Origin of the sequence: Pseudomonas sp. SWI44 (assembly GCF_002947915.1) — a bacterium.
Classification (GTDB): Bacteria; Pseudomonadota; Gammaproteobacteria; order Pseudomonadales; family Pseudomonadaceae; genus Aquipseudomonas; species Aquipseudomonas taiwanensis.
The window spans coordinates 954,786-971,278 of the sequence record NZ_CP026674.1 but is presented as its reverse complement, the minus strand read 5'-3'; the positions used below and the strand labels follow the sequence as shown (position 1 = coordinate 971,278).

The 16,493-nt window shown below is 63.1% G+C and carries 18 protein-coding genes; 10 read left to right on the top strand and 8 right to left on the bottom strand.

Annotated features, from left to right (window positions below; translation table 11 throughout):
- The first annotated feature begins 49 nt into the window (after positions 1-49).
- The gene (gene prmB / locus C4Q26_RS04815; protein ID WP_023379327.1) at positions 50-958 is read left to right on the top strand and encodes a 50S ribosomal protein L3 N(5)-glutamine methyltransferase; all 909 of its coding nucleotides are present in this window, start codon (positions 50-52) and stop codon (positions 956-958) included.
- Between the two features lie 125 nt (positions 959-1,083).
- Here prmB and C4Q26_RS04810 read toward each other — a convergent pair whose 3' ends face one another.
- Positions 1,084-1,872, bottom strand: a complete 789-nt coding sequence (locus C4Q26_RS04810; RefSeq protein ID WP_023379329.1) for a hypothetical protein — start codon at positions 1,870-1,872, stop codon at positions 1,084-1,086.
- Positions 1,873-1,977: 105 nt separating this feature from the next.
- Positions 1,978-2,940: an alpha/beta hydrolase gene (locus C4Q26_RS04805; protein WP_023379330.1), complete on the bottom strand. Its 963-nt coding sequence runs from the start codon at positions 2,938-2,940 to the stop codon at positions 1,978-1,980.
- A gap of 140 nt (positions 2,941-3,080) precedes the next feature.
- On the opposite strand from C4Q26_RS04805, the gene aroC reads away from it, so the two are divergent.
- The 3 genes from aroC (at position 3,081) to C4Q26_RS04790 (ending at position 5,980) form a co-directional block, all read left to right on the top strand.
- Entirely contained in the window at positions 3,081-4,172 is a 1,092-nt protein-coding gene (aroC, locus tag C4Q26_RS04800) for a chorismate synthase (RefSeq protein WP_023379332.1), read from the top strand.
- A 117-nt stretch (positions 4,173-4,289) separates the two neighbouring features.
- Positions 4,290-5,444, top strand: coding sequence for an MFS transporter (locus C4Q26_RS04795; protein WP_023379334.1), 1,155 nt, complete (start codon positions 4,290-4,292; stop codon positions 5,442-5,444).
- The gene (locus C4Q26_RS04790; protein WP_023379335.1) at positions 5,444-5,980 is read left to right on the top strand and encodes an oxidase; all 537 of its coding nucleotides are present in this window, start codon (positions 5,444-5,446) and stop codon (positions 5,978-5,980) included. The genes C4Q26_RS04795 and C4Q26_RS04790 overlap by 1 nt, the downstream gene beginning before the upstream one ends.
- A gap of 75 nt (positions 5,981-6,055) precedes the next feature.
- Here C4Q26_RS04790 and C4Q26_RS04785 read toward each other — a convergent pair whose 3' ends face one another.
- On the bottom strand, positions 6,056-6,328 hold the full coding sequence (locus C4Q26_RS04785; protein ID WP_023379336.1) for a DUF3509 domain-containing protein: 273 nt from the start codon (positions 6,326-6,328) through the stop codon (positions 6,056-6,058).
- 247 nt (positions 6,329-6,575) lie between these two features.
- Between C4Q26_RS04785 and C4Q26_RS04780 the strand changes: the two genes are divergently transcribed.
- Positions 6,576-7,106 carry a hypothetical protein gene (locus tag C4Q26_RS04780; RefSeq protein WP_023379337.1) on the top strand — a complete coding sequence of 177 codons (531 nt, stop codon included), beginning with the start codon at positions 6,576-6,578 and terminating at the stop codon, positions 7,104-7,106.
- Between the two features lie 116 nt (positions 7,107-7,222).
- On the opposite strand, the gene C4Q26_RS04775 is transcribed toward C4Q26_RS04780, so the two are convergent.
- The gene (locus tag C4Q26_RS04775) at positions 7,223-8,161 is read right to left on the bottom strand and encodes a ZIP family metal transporter (protein ID WP_027907247.1); all 939 of its coding nucleotides are present in this window, start codon (positions 8,159-8,161) and stop codon (positions 7,223-7,225) included.
- 128 nt (positions 8,162-8,289) lie between these two features.
- On the opposite strand from C4Q26_RS04775, the gene C4Q26_RS04770 reads away from it, so the two are divergent.
- From C4Q26_RS04770 to C4Q26_RS04755, 4 genes are all read left to right on the top strand, one after another.
- Positions 8,290-8,481, top strand: a complete 192-nt coding sequence (locus C4Q26_RS04770) for a PLDc N-terminal domain-containing protein (protein ID WP_023379339.1) — start codon at positions 8,290-8,292, stop codon at positions 8,479-8,481.
- A gap of 167 nt (positions 8,482-8,648) precedes the next feature.
- Positions 8,649-10,724: an LTA synthase family protein gene (locus C4Q26_RS04765; RefSeq protein ID WP_104882829.1), complete on the top strand. Its 2,076-nt coding sequence runs from the start codon at positions 8,649-8,651 to the stop codon at positions 10,722-10,724.
- 148 nt (positions 10,725-10,872) lie between these two features.
- Complete coding sequence (locus C4Q26_RS04760; RefSeq protein ID WP_023379341.1) at positions 10,873-11,109, top strand: hypothetical protein; 237 nt, start codon at positions 10,873-10,875, stop codon at positions 11,107-11,109.
- A gap of 174 nt (positions 11,110-11,283) precedes the next feature.
- Positions 11,284-11,616, top strand: coding sequence for a ribonuclease E inhibitor RraB (locus C4Q26_RS04755; protein WP_023379342.1), 333 nt, complete (start codon positions 11,284-11,286; stop codon positions 11,614-11,616).
- 27 nt (positions 11,617-11,643) lie between these two features.
- On the opposite strand, the gene C4Q26_RS04750 is transcribed toward C4Q26_RS04755, so the two are convergent.
- Complete coding sequence (locus C4Q26_RS04750) at positions 11,644-12,444, bottom strand: cytochrome c (protein ID WP_023379343.1); 801 nt, start codon at positions 12,442-12,444, stop codon at positions 11,644-11,646.
- Between the two features lie 527 nt (positions 12,445-12,971).
- On the opposite strand from C4Q26_RS04750, the gene C4Q26_RS04745 reads away from it, so the two are divergent.
- On the top strand, positions 12,972-13,706 hold the full coding sequence (locus C4Q26_RS04745) for an amidotransferase (RefSeq protein ID WP_023379344.1): 735 nt from the start codon (positions 12,972-12,974) through the stop codon (positions 13,704-13,706).
- Positions 13,707-13,770: 64 nt separating this feature from the next.
- Here the strand turns inward: C4Q26_RS04745 and C4Q26_RS04740 are convergent, their stop codons facing one another.
- From C4Q26_RS04740 to C4Q26_RS04730, 3 genes are all read right to left on the bottom strand, one after another.
- Complete coding sequence (locus C4Q26_RS04740; RefSeq protein ID WP_023379345.1) at positions 13,771-14,742, bottom strand: magnesium and cobalt transport protein CorA; 972 nt, start codon at positions 14,740-14,742, stop codon at positions 13,771-13,773.
- Between the two features lie 81 nt (positions 14,743-14,823).
- Positions 14,824-15,543, bottom strand: a complete 720-nt coding sequence (locus tag C4Q26_RS04735) for a 1-acyl-sn-glycerol-3-phosphate acyltransferase (protein ID WP_023379346.1) — start codon at positions 15,541-15,543, stop codon at positions 14,824-14,826.
- 153 nt (positions 15,544-15,696) lie between these two features.
- Entirely contained in the window at positions 15,697-16,386 is a 690-nt protein-coding gene (locus tag C4Q26_RS04730; protein WP_023379347.1) for a crotonase/enoyl-CoA hydratase family protein, read from the bottom strand.
- Positions 16,387-16,493: the final 107 nt, after the last annotated feature.

Here is a 16,493-nt window from a genome sequence, read left to right as displayed (position 1 = left end):
GTGGCGGTTGGGCTGTTAGACTTTTGTCATGTCTGAATAGGAGTACCCCGTGATCACATCCCGTCTGCGCACGCTGCGCGACCATATCCGCTGGGCGGTCAGCCGCTTCCATGAGCACGAGCTGTTCTTCGGCCACGGTGCCGACAATGCCTGGGACGAAGCCCGCCTGCTGGTGCTGGGCGCCGTGCACCTGCCCTGGGAGGTGGCCGACAGCTACCTGGATTGCCAGCTCGAGGACGATGAGCGGGTTCGCCTGCAGCACCTGCTCAAGCGCCGTATCGAAGAACGCGTACCCACCGCTTACCTGCTTGGCGAGGCCTGGTTCTGCGGCATGTCGTTCCTGGTCGACGAGCGCGTGCTGGTGCCGCGTTCGCCCATCGGCGAACTGATCGAAAAACGCTTCGAGCCTTGGCTGGCTGCCGAACCTGCGCGCATCCTCGACCTGTGCACCGGCTCGGGCTGCATCGGCATCGTGGCCGCCGATGTGTTCCCCGATGCCGAGGTCGTGCTGGCCGACCTGTCATTCCAGGCCCTCGAAGTGGCCAACCAGAACATCGAGCGCCATGGCCTGGACGGGCGGGTGTACACGGTTCAGGGCGATGGTTTCGACGGTCTGCCGGGGCAGCGTTTTGACCTGATCCTGTCCAATCCGCCGTATGTCGATGCCGAGGACTTCGGCGACATGCCGGCCGAGTATCACCATGAACCAGAAATGGGCCTGGCCTGTGGCAACGACGGACTCGACCTGGTGCGGCGGATGCTCGCCGAAGCGGCTGATCACCTGACCGAAAAGGGCCTGATGATCGTGGAGGTGGGCAACAGCCAGGTGCATGTCGAGGCGTTGTACCCCGAGGTCGATTTCGCCTGGCTGGAGTTCGAGCGGGGCGGGCATGGCGTGTTCATGCTGACGGCCGAGCAGTGCCGCCAGCATCAGGAGTTGTTCAAGGCCAGGGCTTGAGGTGATCCCCTCGCAAGCGAGGCTCGCTCCTACGGTCACCCTGCTGTGTAGGAGCGCGCCTTGCTCGCGATGCGCCGCGCGGGCGGCGCTCGGTCTCACAGGCGCCAGAAAGCTCTAGCCAGCCCTCAGCGTGTAGCAATCCAGATCAACAACCCCGCCTGGAACACTGCAAACGCCACCAGGCAAGTGATGGTAAAGCGCAATCCGCTGTCTTCGCGACGGTACTTGGCCACCCGCTCATCACGCTCGCGCAGCTGCGCTTCCTTTTCCTGCAACTGCTGCTCGGCACTCTGCAGCATGTTCGCCGCATCGAGGATCTCGACCCGCTGCACCTTCTCGCTGTTCCAGCCCACCTTCAGCTGGCCCACCGTGGCTTCGACGGTGCGACCTTTCATGTGCTGAGGGTCGGCGTACTCCACCTCAAGGCCAGTGGCGCGCAGGAACTGGTCGCGGCGCAGGCGTGAATCTTCGTTCAGCGCATCCTTGCTGGGCAGGGTGAAGCCTTCGACCCGGTAGTGCGACCACTTGCGCTGCAGCCATTGCACCGCCTGGGACAACATGAAGCGGCCGAGGCCACGGTTGAGCGGTTCCAGTTGCAAACCGTTGCTGTCACCGATCGTCACCCGGCGCTCGGCGTGGTCCACACGCACATCCAGCTGGTTCTGTTCCTTGCGCACTTTCTGCCCTGGCAGGCGGATTTCCATGCGCAGCAGGCTGTGGTCCTTGTCGTGGCGTTCGGCATAGCCGAACTGCACGAAACGCTGCGGCCGTGCACCGCTGTTGCGGTCAGTGGGCAAGGCAGCCAGGCGCAGCAACTGGAAGTGCTCGACGGCCAGGTCGGTCCAGGGCAGCGGGGCGCTTTCCGGGGCTTGCGGCTCTTCGGTCGCGTCTACGGAGGCGGGGGCATCGGTCATTACGGCAGTCCTCATCAGTGCAGCCAGGCTGGGCGCAATGGCGACGCCAGCATCCGGTTATCGGCCGATCCGCCCAGGACGTGAGCGCAATCTATGCCGATACCTTCAGGCCGACGGCAGATGATGGATGAACGTGACGACCCGCTCGCCCAGTTCGCGGGCCAGCGGCAGTTCAGGGTTGAGGTAGCTGTCGCGCTGCTCGCTCATGGCCTTGGGGCTGATGCGCAGCATGTGGTTCATGCCGTCGATCAGCACCAGTTGCGCGTCCGGTTTGGCTGCCTTCAGGCGCTCGGCGTCGGCCACGTCGACCTGCACATCGTTGCGGCCCTGGACGATCAGGGCTGGCATGGGCAGTTGAGCGAAGGCGGCGGCCGGATTCTGCCGCAGCAGCGTGATCAGGTAAGGCTGCACGCTGGGGCGGAATACCTGGCGCAGGGGGGCGGGTACATCCAGGCTGGTCTGTCCTGCCTGCAAGCGGTCGAGCAGCGCGCTGCCGCGGGCGAGTTGGGCAGGCGGCAGGCGCTTGGCCAGTTGCTCGCGCAGCACTTCGGCCAGGGGGCGACCGCTGCCGGCCAGGGTGATCACGGCGCTTGCGCCGGCCTGTTCGGCGGCCAGGCTGGCGATCAGCGCACCTTCGCTATGGCCGATCAGGATCAGTGGGCCAAAACGCGGGTCGGCCTTGAGCTTGCGGCTCCAGGCCACGACATCGGCGACGTAGCGCTCGACGCTGAGGTCGCGCTCGTCCGGTGTGGCCGGTTGGCTGGCGGCGACGCCGCGCTTGTCGTAGCGCACACTGGCGATGTGTTCGTTGGCCAACAGCAGGGCGAGGCGCTTGAGGTTGTCGACCCGTCCGGCGGCAGGGTTGTTGCCGTCACGGTCGGTAGGGCCGGAGCCGGCGATGATCAGCACCACCGGTGGCGGTGTGTCCTGTTGCGGCAGCAGCAGGCTGCCATGCAGCACGCCCTGGCCGGTGTCCAGGTCGATGGGGCGTTGCAGCACAGTAGGGGCGGCGGCCTGGGCCAGGCCGGAGCACAGCAGCAAGAACAAAGCGACCAGGCGCGACATCATGCGGTACTACATAGGGAGGTGTCGGTTGGACCCCTCATTCACGGGAAGGTTCGGCGGGTTGGCGATAGCCCCCTCACACATAGCCAATCCTCTGTATACTGCCCGCTTTCGATCACCTCAGGCAGACTCGCGGAGCGTCCATGTCCGGTAATACCTACGGCAAGCTGTTCACTGTCACCACCGCTGGCGAAAGCCATGGCCCGGCGTTGGTCGCCATTGTCGATGGATGCCCACCGGGCCTTGAGATCTCCCTGGCCGACCTGCAGCACGATCTCGATCGTCGCAAGCCTGGCACCAGCCGTCACACCACCCAGCGCCAGGAGCCCGATGAAGTCGAGATTCTCTCGGGTGTGTTCGAAGGCCGAACCACCGGTTGCTCGATCGGCTTGCTGATTCGCAACACCGACCAGAAGTCCAAGGACTACTCGGCGATCAAGGACCTGTTCCGCCCGGCCCATGCCGACTACACCTACCACCACAAGTACGGCATCCGCGACTACCGCGGCGGTGGCCGCAGCTCGGCCCGCGAAACTGCGATGCGCGTGGCTGCCGGCGCCATCGCCAAGAAGTACCTGGCCACCCAGGGCATCCGTGTGCGTGGCTACATGAGCCAGCTGGGCCCGATCGAAATTCCGTTTCAGACCTGGGACTCGGTGGAAGAGAATGCCTTCTTCAGCCCCAACCCGGCCAAGGTGCCTGAGCTGGAGGCCTACATGGACCAGCTGCGCCGCGACCAAGACTCGGTCGGTGCCAAGATCACCGTGGTCGCAGAGGGCGTGATGCCTGGCTTGGGCGAGCCGATTTTCGACCGCCTCGACGCGGAGCTGGCCCATGCCCTGATGAGCATCAACGCGGTCAAGGGCGTGGAAATCGGCGCAGGCTTCGCCAGCGTTGCCCAACGGGGCACCGAGCACCGCGACGAGCTGACCCCGGAAGGTTTCCTCAGTAACAACGCTGGCGGCATCCTGGGCGGTATCTCGTCGGGTCAGCCGATCGTCGCGCACCTGGCGCTGAAGCCGACGTCGAGCATCACCACTCCTGGCCGCTCCATCGATGTGGACGGTAACCCGGTAGAGGTGGTGACCAAGGGCCGTCACGACCCGTGCGTCGGCATCCGCGCCACACCGATCGCCGAAGCGATGATGGCCATTGTGCTGATGGATCACCTGCTGCGCCACCGCGCGCAGAACGCCGACGTCAAGGTCGCCACACCGGTGCTGGGCCAGCGCTGATGCTTCAGTTGGCTCGGTGTTGATCGTACCGAACCTATCGCCGTCCAGTCGGCTCCCGCAAGCACACGGCTGTGGGGGCTGGCTTGCCAGGTATTAATGCACTACCGGCCTGCCCCCATGCCCCCGATTCCCTACTGGCGCCTGTCCAGCTTCTACCTGTTCTACTTCGCCCTGCTCGGTTCCACCGCCCCGTTCCTGGCGCTGTACTTCGACCACCTGGGTTTCTCCCCGGCGCGCATCGGCGAGCTGGTCGCCATCCCCATGCTGATGCGCTGCATCGCTCCGAACCTGTGGGGCTGGCTGGGTGACCGCAGTGGCCAGCGCCTGCTGATCGTGCGCCTGGGGGCGTTGTCGACGCTGGCGACCTTCTCGTTGATCTTCTTCGGCAAGAGCTACGCCTGGCTGGCGCTGGTCATGGCCTTGCACGCGTTCTTCTGGCACGCAGTACTGCCCCAGTTCGAAGTCATCACGTTGGCCCACCTGCATGGCCAGACCTCGCGTTACAGCCAAGTGAGGCTGTGGGGCTCGATCGGTTTCATCCTAACGGTGGTCGGGCTGGGTCGGTTGTTCGAGTGGTTGAGCCTGGATATCTACCCGGTCGCCCTGGTGACCATCATGGCCGGTATCGTCCTGGCCAGCCTGTGGGTACCCAACGCCCAGCCGGTGGAGCAGGGCGAGCGCAGCACGGCCGGGGGCTTTGTGCGCCAGTTGATGGCGCCAGGCGTGATGGCGTTCTATCTCTGCGTGGCGTTGATGCAGCTCAGCCATGGGCCTTACTACACCTTCCTGACCCTGCACCTGGAGCATCTGGGTTACAGCCGTGGGGCCATTGGCCTGCTGTGGGCGCTGGGCGTGGTCGCCGAAGTGCTGGTGTTCATGTTCATGAGCCGGATCTTTGCGCGGTTCTGCGTGCAGCGGGTGCTGCTGGCCAGTTTCCTGTTGGCGGCGTTGCGCTGGCTGCTCTTGGGCAACCTGGCGGGTGAGCCTGCAGTGCTGGTTTTCGCCCAGGTGCTGCACGCGGCCACATTCGGCTGCTTCCACGCCGCCGCCATCGCGTTCGTGCAATCGAGCTTCGGCGCGCGCCAGCAAGGCCAGGGGCAGGCGCTGTATGCGGCGCTCTCGGGAACCGGTGGTGCGCTGGGCGCTCTCTACTCAGGCTACAGCTGGAAATTGCTGGGGCCGACCTTCACCTTTGGTATGGCCAGCGCCGCAGCCCTGGCGGCAGCCGTTATCATTGCCCTACGTTCGAAACCGACCAGGACACGTCACTGATGAGCATCCTCAGCGTTTTTCACCCGTCCAGCCCGGACCTGCCGAACAAGGTGCTGACCCACCACGATGACATCGCCGCCACCTTGGCCGAGCAGGGCGTGCGCATCGTTCATCGCCCCCATGCCCTTCGTGTGCGGCCCGGCAGTCATCCGGACGAAGTGCTGGAGGCTTGCCGCGAGCACCTCGACCAATTGATGACCGCCCATGGCTGCCAGGCCTTCGCCGTGCTCAACCGCGACGGTGCCGACCTGGCCCAGACCGATCTGCGTGACGAGCATGTGCAGGATGCCGATGAGGTGTTCGCCGTGGTGTCCGGACGTGCCCAGGTTGGCATGCGTTTGGGGGACTACGTCTATGCGGTGCTGTGTGAGAAGGGGGACGAGCTGGTGATCCCGGCAGGCGTCCGGCGTTGGATCGACCTGGGTGACAACCCGTTCTGCGTGGCATTGCGATTATTCGCCAATGAGCAGGGGCGACAGGCGCGGTTCACGGGCGATGAGACGGCGCGGCAGTTCGCCGGGTTTGACGAGCTGTGAATCAGTGCTTCATCGCTGGCAAGCCGGCTTACCACAGGTAGGTGCAGGCTTGCCGGCGATGAGGCCCGTCAACGTTCAACGGTAGGTTGGCAGTGCGAACCGCTGTTGGCTCTGCAGCATCGAAATCACTGGCAATTCACTGGCTTGTTCCGCCAGATCGCGACGGATGGCACTGATCGCCCAGGACAGCTGCTCAGCGCTGTGCAACTGCGCGTAGCTCAGCACGCGTCGAGTCACCTTGCCGTCGGCAGCCCGCAAGGTCAGCAGGACGCCGCCGTCGGGTCGAGGCTGGGTGGTGACCTGATAGGCCGAAAACACCGAGACGAACTTTTCCTGGATGAGGTCCATATCAACTCCTGACTGTAGGTGGCAGACGTGAGTGGATATTTGCAGTGACCGTGCCAGTCGCAGTCTTGAATAAAATCCTTTTAAATCAATAAGTTAAATCGTTTCCGTAGTGTGAATATCGTGCAGGATGCAAGGTCGTGCATTTTGCACAGTGCATTTTGCACGGTCGCCGCCATGGCGGGCGGTTAACGGTCAACCGGCGTTTGCGGCTATCCTTGGCGACTTTTCACCCGTTGCAGGCTCCCCCATGAAAAACCAGTTGCTCGAACTCATCAGCCTCATCAGCGCCGGATGCATGCGCGAGGAAGACATCGAGCGCATCGCCGACGAGGCTGCCCAAGCCTACGCCGACCCTGCCGCCTTCCTGGCCGCCAACCCGGACATCAACTACGACGACACGTTCCCCATTCCGCTCGGCGAGTGGGTGGTGCTCGGCAGCTTGCCGGATACCGTGGTGTTCCAGGCAGACACCTATCAGGACCTGTTCCAGCAAATCAGCGACTCGTTCGACAAGAGCGTGCCGTTCACCCTCAAACCCAAGCAATTGGCGCGTGCCGAACCGCTGACCGCACTCAATCGCATCCAGGTGCAGATGGGGGCGCTGAACAAGGAAGCCGGCGGCTACGTGCTGTTGAATTTCAGTCAGTTGCTCGATGATGAGTTGCAGATGGTGATGGTGGGCCAGAACGATCTGGCGCGGGTACTGGAACTGGGCGAGGCGGTTGGCATCAAGGTCGAGCCAGCGCTGGAAGCCCTGAAAGTGGCGGTGCACGTCTGACGTCATCGGCGACTGGCTGATGACAGGGCCCTCACAGGGCAGGTTCCTCCAGCCGTCCAGCACCTGTGGTGCAGCCTTGCCTTGGGACAGGGGCGCACAGCGCCCCTCCTTCAGCGTCAACCCAGCGCCGTGTCCAGGAACATCATGACCCCAAAGCCACCCATCAACCCCAGGGTTGCCGCCGTCTGGTGGCCATTGCGGTGGGTTTCGGGAATCACCTCGTGGGAGACCACGAAAATCATCGCCCCTGCCGCCAGCCCCATGCTGATGGGGTAGGCCAGGGCAAAGCCGGTGGAAATCCCCAGCCCGATCACCGCACCCAAGGGCTCCATCAGCCCTGAACCGATCGCCACCAGAGCCGCCTTGAAGTTCGACAACCCCGTGGCGCGCAACGCCAGGGCGACCGCCAGGCCTTCGGGAATATCCTGAATGGCGATGGCGCTGGTCAGCGGCAAGCCGATGGCCATGTCACCGTTCGCGAAGCTCACGCCAATGGCCATGCCCTCTGGCAGGTTGTGCAAGGTGATCGCCAGTACGAACAGCCACACGCGGCTGACCCGCTCGGCGTCCGGCCCGCATGGGCCAGTGCTTTCATGTTCGTGCGGGGTGAAGCGGTCCAGGCCCAGCATCAGCAGCACGCCAAGGCCCATGCCCAGCACCACGGTGAAAGCGGCAGCAGGGCCATTGCCGGTGATCTCGCGGGCTGCATCCAAGCCCGGCAGAATCAGAGAGAAGGAACTGGCCGCAAGCATCATGCCGGCGGCAAAGCCGAGCATCACATCCTGGCTGCGAGCGCTCACATCGCGCATCACCACCGCCAGCACCGCCCCCAACGCGGTAGCGCCGAAACCGGACAACCCGCCCAGCAGCGCCAGGTGCAGGTTGTTGGCATGGTCGCCATTCACCGCGTTCCATAGGCTCGCCGCCAGCAGTATCAGGATCGCCAGCAGGCTTAGCCCCAGGCCTGCGCTCAGCCAGGGCGTGTTCAGGGCTTGTTGCCGCCAGGCGTTCAACCAAGAATGCGCCGTGGCTGTCGGGGAGTGGGCTGGGGGCATGTGAACCTCGATTCAGTCGATACAGGCAGTCTAACCAGTGACCCGCGCGCCAGGCCAAGGATTCCCTTCTATCAGGGCGATAGCCTGACTATGCTCACCCCGACAGTCTTTCAACAGGAGCGTATACAATGGGTTCCACATTCAACAGCCTGGTGGGCCTGATCATTCTGGCCCTGGATATCTGGGCGATTCTCAACGTGATCAAAAGTGGCCGCGAAGTCGGCGTCAAGGTCCTGTGGATCCTGCTGATCGCCTTGCTGCCGGTGGTCGGCCTGATCATCTGGGCGATCGCCGGGCCCCGGGGCAACATCCGCTTCTGATCGCCAGCCAAGGGCTGCACCGGTAGCGGGCCGGTGCAGACACCGTTGCAAATGACCCGTGACAAAATTTTCACATTGGTTTAAACACAATCCGCAGCCGCACTTGCTGCGTTGGACTATGCTCAGCACCCTCTTCGCAAACCTGCATTTCTAGGACCTCCCCATTCATGGCTAACCTGGACGCCTTGAAGCAACGAGGCGCGCAAGCGTCATTCGCGCCCACATTGAAATCTCACCTGGCCTATACGCTGCTTAGCGGGCTGGTGATCATGTTGATGCTCAGCCTGGTGCGCGTTGCGCTGTTGGCCTATAACAGCGACATGGTGGGCGATACGCCTGCTGCGACGGTCGCCGAAGGCTTCCTCAATGGCTTGCGCTTCGACCTTCGGGTGGTGGTGTACATCAGCATTCCGTTGCTGTTGGCCATCCTCAGCCCATGGGCCATGGCACGCCGTGGCGTGTTCCGCTTCTGGCTGACGATCGCCTCCAGTGTGGTGATGTTCCTCGGCCTGATGGAGATGGACTTCTACCGCGAATTCCACCAGCGCTTGAACGGCCTGGTCTTCCAGTACATCCAGGAAGACCCCAAGACCGTCCTGAGCATGCTCTGGTACGGTTTCCCGGTGGTGCGCTACCTGCTGGCCTGGCTGTTCGGCACCTGGCTGCTGAGCCTGCTGTTCAAAGGTATCGACCGTCTGACCCGCAGCAGCGCGGCCGTGACGCTCGCCAGCCCCCGCCGTGGTACGCCGTGGTACAACCGCCTGGCGGTGTTCATGGTGGTCCTGCTGGTGGCCGTGGTCGCTGCCCGTGGCACTCTGCGCCAAGGTCCGCCCATGCGCTGGGGCGATGCCTTCACCACCGATTCCAACTTCGTCAACCAGCTGGGCCTGAACGGCACCCTGACGCTGATCGACGCCGCCAAGAGCCGCTACGGTGAAGACCGCGCCAACATCTGGAAGCCGGTGCTTGAGCAGGGCATGGCCACCCAGAGCGTGCGGGAGCAGCTGCTGACCCCGCACGACACCCTGGTGGACGCCGACGAGGCGGCCATCCGCCGTGACTTCGTGCCGCCGGCCGAGCGTACCTTGCCGGCCAAGAACGTCGTGGTGATCCTCATGGAAAGCTTCGCCGGCCATTCGGTTGGCGCGCTGGGCAGCCCGAACAACATCACCCCGAACTTCGACAAGCTGGCCAAGGAGGGTCTGCTGTTCGACCGCTTCTTCTCCAACGGCACCCATACCCACCAGGGTATGTTCGCCACCATGGCCTGCTTCCCCAACCTGCCAGGCTTCGAATACCTGATGCAGACCCCGGAAGGCGGTCACAAGCTGTCGGGCCTGCCCGCGCTGCTCAGTGCTCGTGACTATGACGATGTCTACGTCTATAACGGCGACTTCGCCTGGGACAACCAGTCCGGGTTCTTCGGCAACCAGGGCATGACCACCTTCATTGGCCGTAACGACTTCGTCAATCCGGTGTTCTCCGACCCGACCTGGGGCGTGTCCGACCAGGACATGTTCGACCGTGGCGCCGAAGAGCTGGCCAAGCATGATGGCAAGAAGCCGATCTACGCACTGCTGCAGACGCTGTCCAACCACACCCCTTATGCGCTGCCGAAGGACTTGCCGGTGGAGCCGGTGACCGGCCAGGGCCGACTGGACGAGCACCTGACCGCGATGCGCTACTCCGACTGGGCCTTGGGCCAGTTCTTCGAGAAGGCGCGCAAGGAGCCGTACTTCAAGGACACCCTGTTCGTCATCGTCGGCGACCACGGTTTTGGCAACAGCCAGCAGGTGACCGAGCTCGACCTGGGGCGCTTCAACGTACCGCTGCTGTTGATCGCCCCGGGTATCCAGGAAAAGTTCGGCGCGGTCAATCACACCGTGGGTACCCAGGTCGACATCGTGCCGACCATCATGGGCCGCCTGGGTGGCCAGACCCGTCACCAGTGCTGGGGGCGCGACCTGCTCAACCTGCCTGAGGGTGACCAGGGCATGGGCATGATCAAGCCGTCGGGCAGCGAGCAGATCGTCGGCCTGGTGCAGGGTGATCGTATCCTCATCGAGTCCAAGGACATGAGCCCACGCATGTACCGCTACCAGCTGGGCCGTGAGTTCAAGGCCGAACTGATCGAGAGCCCGGACCAGCCAGACATGGTCAAGCGCCTGGAAGCCTACATCCAGACCGCGACCAAGAGCCTGATGGACAATACCGCCGGCGTCGTGCACGGCGTACCGAAGTAAGTCCCGCATCACCGGCGAGCCGTCTCCATCAGGAGTCGGCTTGCCGCTGATCGCCGCGCTGCACATCCCCCCTGACTGAACAAATCTCCCCGCCGACGGTCAAGCAATTACAGGTTGCACATCCCCTGTATTCCTTGAGGGCATTTCAATGAAAGAGTGGGAAGTCATTTTTGCCGACCAGAAAGGTGAGCCGACCTCGCTGCTACTGCACAGCGACCAATGCCCCAGTGAGGAGGACGCTGCGCGGGCCATTCGTTCGCATCTGTTCCCGGTCATGGACGAACTGGACCTCAACGACTTCCAGGATCGCACCCATTCCCCTACTGCCCGCTGGCTCAAGGAGCATAGCGGCGTGACCATCACCCGAATCTGTCCCGCCCCCTGAAGCCGCCTGGCTGGCGCGCTGCCGTGGCAGGCACTACGCTGGTGTGAGGTGCCGGCCGTTCAGCAGGTCGGCACCCCCTTGGTTCGCGTCTCGCATCAGCTCGATCTGACCGGTTCTGCCGGCAGGTGCGTAGTGCACGGAAAGTCTATCCATTGCTTTGCAGGAGGACGTTTCATGAGCAGCCAGAACGACGATATCAGCAGCAATGTCCTGCGCCAGATGAAAGCAGGCGGTTTCGACTTCACCCGCATCCATCCCATTGAGTTCTATGCCGTATTCCCCGACGAAGCCGGTGCGCGACGAGCCGCCGGACAGTTTCGCGGCGAGTCCATCAACGCCCAGGTGCGTGAGCTGGACGATGGCGTCTGGCACCTGGAACTCAGCAAGGTCATGTACGCCACTTACTGTGGCATTGGTGCATTCGAGGAAGCCTTCGAGGCCGTGATCTCGCCCTTGGGCGGAGAGCTCGAAGGGTGGGGCGTCAAACAGGAACGGCCCATCGCCTAGCGATGGGCGCGGCCTTGCCTCAGGCCCTCAGGGCTTGCGCAAGGCCATATGCCCCAAGTAAGCCAGCAACGCGTCCAGCGCCTGATCGCTCAACACATTTTCGGCAAAACCCGGCATCCTGGCCTGTGGCCAGTGCCGCAGGCTTTGCGGGTCGCGAATGTACTGGCGCAGGAACGCCGGCTGGAAATACTCGGTGGGGTTGTGCGGCAGGTTCAGGTCCGGACCGAACTGCGCATCGCCAGCGCCATTGAGCCGGTGGCACGCCAGGCAGTTCTGTTGGAACAGCGCAAAACCCTCGCGTACCGGGTCATTGGCCGGTAAGCGCGGGTCGGGCAGCAGGGCTGGGAAACGCTGTTCCACGGGCGCCAGGCGGCGCAGGGTGGTGATCTGGAACGGCCATTGTTCCGGGCGAATCCCGCTCGCCTGCGGTTGGGTCCAGACCAGGTAGAACGGCCCGGCACTGGGCTTGCCGTCACCCAGCGCCGGCCAAGGGGCAGCCGGGTCCTCGACCGCCAGCCAGGCTTGTGCCGGGCCATGCTGCAGCAGTGGCCCTGCTGGCATTTCGGCGGCAAAGCCATCCAGCGCCACGGCTTGCAGATGGTCGTTGTCGCTCACCCCGTCCAGCAGTGCGGCCAGAGGCACCGCGCGGTAATGCATGGGGCGCTTGTACGAGACATCCTGCTCGATGCTGATGTCCTGCGCCTTGGGGTGGTCGAGCAGGTCGCGGCTGCTTAACTGACGCGGCGTATCGCCCAGTTCAAGGTGCAGTTGCGCCGCCTTGAGGGGCAGGCTGAGAAGGAGGGCTAGCAGAGCAAGGCAGACGCGCATGGGAGGTCTCCAACCATCAAGGTTGGCAGGTTACCTGTGCATTGCCTGAAAAGGCCACAGCCACCATCATCCGAACAAGCGGGTAAGGTTCGGGAGAATCAGCAGCAAAGTCGTGGCGAAGAGAATGAGCCCAGCTTGGCGAATTTTCGATTGTCTGAACATGGCTGACCGCCTTCTTGTTGTTATTCCTGAATACCCGTTGGCTTCCTTGTCGCGCTTCGGGTCGATCACAGTGGCGCGCCTGGCGCCCACTCTGTTTGCCTCTTGTTACTGCATATACAACCAAAGGTAGGGGTTACGTCATCCATACCAGAGAACCCTTTGTTCTAAAAGATGAGAAAATTGCTGAAATACGGTTATGAGGCCAAAGGCCAGCTTGCTGGCATCCTCTGGCTAGACCGCTGCGTACCCGGGACCAGGACGCCGACGAAATGTGACCGTTCGTCAGTGCAGCCTACTTGCTTGTACGTGCCTTTCGCGTCAGTCTCTACAGCAGATTCCCACCCATGTCGTTCAGGACTATCCCTATGTCGTTACGCATCTGCATCCTTGAAACCGATGTCCTGCGACCTGAGCTGGTCGCGCAGTACCAGGGCTACGGAAGGATGTTCGAGCAGCTGTTCTCGCGTCAGCCCATTGCCGCCGAATTCGACGTGTACAACGTCATGAACGGTGACTACCCACCCGATGGCGATAAGTTCGATGCCTACCTGGTCACAGGCAGCAAGGCTGACTCGTTCGGTGATGACCCCTGGATCCAGACCCTCAAGGCCTACCTGCTCAAGCTTTATGAGCGTGGCGAGAAGCTTCTGGGCGTGTGCTTCGGCCACCAGCTCCTGGCGTTGACCCTCGGTGGCAAGGCCGAACGTGCCGACAAGGGTTGGGGGGTGGGCATCCACCGTTATTCGCTGGCGGCCCATGCGCCATGGATGGACCCGGAAGTGTCAGAACTGACCCTGCTGATCAGCCACCAGGACCAGGTGACCGAGTTGCCCGAAGGCGCCACGGTGATCGCCTCCAGCGATTTCTGCCCGAATGCCGCCTATCACATTCGTGACCAGGTGCTGTGCTTCCAGGGCCACCCAGAGTTCGTTCACGACTACTCCCGGGCACTGCTCGACGCGCGCAAGGACTTCCTGGGGCATGAGGTGTACCAGAAGGCCGTTGCCAGCCTGGCCTCGGAGCACCAGGGAGACCTGGTCGGGGAATGGATGATGCGCTTCGTTGGGCAGACGGCGAAGGCCGGCGATAACGCCGCGTGATCGCCGGCCAGCCGGGTCCTGAGGTAGGAGCCGGCTGGCCGTCGACGGGGCTGCGCGACAGCCGCTACAACCACCCCGACCGCTTGAAACTGGCATATAGCGCCGTACACCCCACGCCAATCAACCCCAGCACGCCAAAGTAGCCATAGTGCCAGCCCAGTTCCGGCATGTTCTGGAAGTTCATCCCGTAGATGCCGGCAATCGCCGTGGGGAAGGCGAGAATCGCCGCCCAGGCGGCGAACTTGCGCTGCACGATGCTCTGCCGTGACGACTCCAGCAGCATGCCGATCTCGATGGTCTGGCTGGCGATGTCACGAATGCCGGCCAAATCCTCCATCTGCCGGGTGACATGGATCTGCACGTCGCGAAAGTACGGGCGCATGTTCTTGTCGATGAACGGGAAACTCAGGCGCTGCAGTTCCTCGCTCACTTCCACCATCGGTGCCACGTAGCGGCGCAGGCGCAGGATGTCGCGGCGCAGGCTGTGCAGGCGCTGGATGTCTTCTTCCTTCAGCGAGCCGCTGAGCACGCTTTGCTCCAGCTCCTCGATTTCGCCATGAATGGCTTCGCTGACGGGCTGGTAGTTCTCGGTGACGAAGTCGAGCAGCGCGTACAGCACGAAGTCTTCGCCATGTTCCAGCAGCAGGGGGCGCGCCTCGCAGCGTTGACGCACCAGGGCGTAGGATTTCGAGTGGCCGTTACGGCACGTGATGATGTACCCGTTGCCAGCGAAGATATGGGTTTCGATGAATTCCAGCTTGCCTTCATGTCGGACGGGGGAGTAGGTGACGATGAACAGGGCGTCGCCGAAGGTTTCCAGCTTGGGGCGGCTGTGCTTTTCCAGGGCATCTTCGATAGCCAGTTCGTGCAGGTTGAACTGGCACTGCAGGTTGGCCAGCTCCTCGGCGTTGGGCTCTTCCAGGCCGATCCAGACGAAGTGCCCTGGCTTGCGTGCCCACTCGCTGCCTTCGTCGATGCTGATGTTGGTGACTTTTCTGCCGGCGCTGTACACCGCCGATGCCACGACTCGCCCCATGGTTGTCCGCTTTTGTCGGTTGAACACGTCCTACAGCTTGGGCCGTGAAGGGCGCGAGAGCAACCTGTCGGTTAGGCGAAGTCAGGCATGGGGCAGTTCGTTTTCCATGTGGTCGATGCACTGCTGCATTTGCGTGCGGCAGTGTTCGATCAGGGCCGGCAGGTCTTGCTGGGTCATGCCGGTGGTGGCGATGGGTGGCAGCGACCGCACGATCACCGTGCGCTGGCGCCAGCTGTTGAGACTCAGGCGTCGGGCGTAGCGGCTGACGCACACCGGCACGATTGGCACACCGGCTTCGACCGCCATGTGAAAGGCGCCTTTCTTGAACGCCAGCAGCTTCGCTTCGGGGTTGCGCGTGCCCTCCGGGAAAATCCAGATCGAGGTGTCGTTGCGCAGGGTACGGGTGGTCTGCTGCATGGCTTTGCGCGCCTGGTAGGCGTTCTGGCGGTCGACCAGCACGTTGCCGCCAAGCCAGAACAACTGGCCGAACAGCGGAATCCAGCCCAGGCTTTTCTTGCCGATGGCCACGGTCCGCTGCGGTACCACATGGCCAAGGATGAACAGGTCGAAGTTGGACTGGTGGTTGGCGACGATCACGCAACCGGGGGGCTGGTCCCACAGCGGGCCCACTTCGGACTTGACCTTGATGCGCATCATCCAGGTGGCCGGCAGGCTGTACAGTCGGGCAAAGATACGGCTGTTGTCGGGGTTGAAAGGGCGGCACAGGCCAATGACCAGGCCGACGGCACCCACCAGCAGAAAGTGCAGCCCCAGCAGGAGCATGCGAAGGGAATAAAGCATGGTACGACTCACACCAGACAGTCGCGGCGCAGTGTACGGCTGTGCACTGTTTGGGGCAAACCTTGGGTGAGCGCCTGTGAAGGTCTCATTGTCGTGGGAGCAGCCTTGCGTCGCGACAGGGCGCTCCCACAGGGGCGGCATCCTCGGTGGGGCTCAACCCATAGGGTTCTGGTCCGCCAGGATTGCTTCATCCAGGGCATCCAACAGCCCTTTGCGCACTTTCAGCTTGGTGTTCTTGTGGGCCAGCATGTTGAGTTTCTTCAGCTCACGCGCCGCCGCCAGGGCGGCTTCCTGCAGCTGCTCGGCAGGCACTACCTTGTCGAGGAAGCCAGCGTCCACGGCCGCCTGCGGGGTGAATACCTCGGCATTGTTGACCGCACGCTGGAACGCGGCGCGGCTCAACCGGTCCCGTGCCAGCTCGATGCCGGCATGGTGCATGGTCATGCCGATCTGCACTTCGTTCAGGCAAATCTTGTAAGGCCCTTCGACGCCGATGCGGTAGTCGGCCGACAGCAACAGGAAGGCACCCTTGGCCACGGCATTGCCCGGGCAGGCGACGATGATCGGGAACGGGTGCGAGAGCAAACGGCGGGTCAGGGTCGAGCCTGCGGTCACCAGGCCGATGGCTTCCTTGGGGCCCGCGGTCATCACCTTGAGGTCGTAGCCCCCGGAAAGAATGCCCGGCTGGCCGGTGATGATCACCACTGCTCGTTCCTGTGCTGCGCGATCCAGGGCTGCGTTGAAGGCCACGATGACATCCGGCGAGATGGCGTTGACCTTGCCGTTGTTCAGGGTCAGGGTGACGATGCCGTCTTCGGCGTGGTAGGTAATCAGCTCGCTCATGGCAGAGTCCTTTGGGTAACGTGGCAACGACGTTACCCAGCACCGCCAGCCAGGTAAAGCAGTTAGGCTGACCAGTCAGTCAGCGTTTGCGCGCCATGCCTTGCCGT

Excerpts from the sequence above, each read along its gene's own strand:
- C4Q26_RS04790 (WP_023379335.1), top strand. The coding sequence starts at position 5,444 with ATGAGCATCCTCAGCGTTTTTCACCCGTCCAGCCCGGACCTGCCGAAC.
- C4Q26_RS04735 (WP_023379346.1), bottom strand. The coding sequence starts at position 15,543 with ATGCTTTATTCCCTTCGCATGCTCCTGCTGGGGCTGCACTTTCTGCTG.
- C4Q26_RS04765 (WP_104882829.1), top strand. The coding sequence starts at position 8,649 with ATGGCTAACCTGGACGCCTTGAAGCAACGAGGCGCGCAAGCGTCATTC.
- C4Q26_RS04785 (WP_023379336.1), bottom strand. The coding sequence starts at position 6,328 with ATGGACCTCATCCAGGAAAAGTTCGTCTCGGTGTTTTCGGCCTATCAG.
- C4Q26_RS04745 (WP_023379344.1), top strand. The coding sequence starts at position 12,972 with ATGTCGTTACGCATCTGCATCCTTGAAACCGATGTCCTGCGACCTGAG.
- C4Q26_RS04755 (WP_023379342.1), top strand. The coding sequence starts at position 11,284 with ATGAGCAGCCAGAACGACGATATCAGCAGCAATGTCCTGCGCCAGATG.
- C4Q26_RS04730 (WP_023379347.1), bottom strand. The coding sequence starts at position 16,386 with ATGAGCGAGCTGATTACCTACCACGCCGAAGACGGCATCGTCACCCTG.
- C4Q26_RS04810 (WP_023379329.1), bottom strand. The coding sequence starts at position 1,872 with ATGACCGATGCCCCCGCCTCCGTAGACGCGACCGAAGAGCCGCAAGCC.
- C4Q26_RS04740 (WP_023379345.1), bottom strand. The coding sequence starts at position 14,742 with ATGGGGCGAGTCGTGGCATCGGCGGTGTACAGCGCCGGCAGAAAAGTC.
- C4Q26_RS04805 (WP_023379330.1), bottom strand. The coding sequence starts at position 2,940 with ATGATGTCGCGCCTGGTCGCTTTGTTCTTGCTGCTGTGCTCCGGCCTG.
- C4Q26_RS04780 (WP_023379337.1), top strand. The coding sequence starts at position 6,576 with ATGAAAAACCAGTTGCTCGAACTCATCAGCCTCATCAGCGCCGGATGC.
- C4Q26_RS04770 (WP_023379339.1), top strand. The coding sequence starts at position 8,290 with ATGGGTTCCACATTCAACAGCCTGGTGGGCCTGATCATTCTGGCCCTG.
- C4Q26_RS04750 (WP_023379343.1), bottom strand. The coding sequence starts at position 12,444 with ATGCGCGTCTGCCTTGCTCTGCTAGCCCTCCTTCTCAGCCTGCCCCTC.
- C4Q26_RS04775 (WP_027907247.1), bottom strand. The coding sequence starts at position 8,161 with ATGCCCCCAGCCCACTCCCCGACAGCCACGGCGCATTCTTGGTTGAAC.
- C4Q26_RS04795 (WP_023379334.1), top strand. The coding sequence starts at position 4,290 with ATGCCCCCGATTCCCTACTGGCGCCTGTCCAGCTTCTACCTGTTCTAC.
- C4Q26_RS04760 (WP_023379341.1), top strand. The coding sequence starts at position 10,873 with ATGAAAGAGTGGGAAGTCATTTTTGCCGACCAGAAAGGTGAGCCGACC.
- aroC (WP_023379332.1), top strand. The coding sequence starts at position 3,081 with ATGTCCGGTAATACCTACGGCAAGCTGTTCACTGTCACCACCGCTGGC.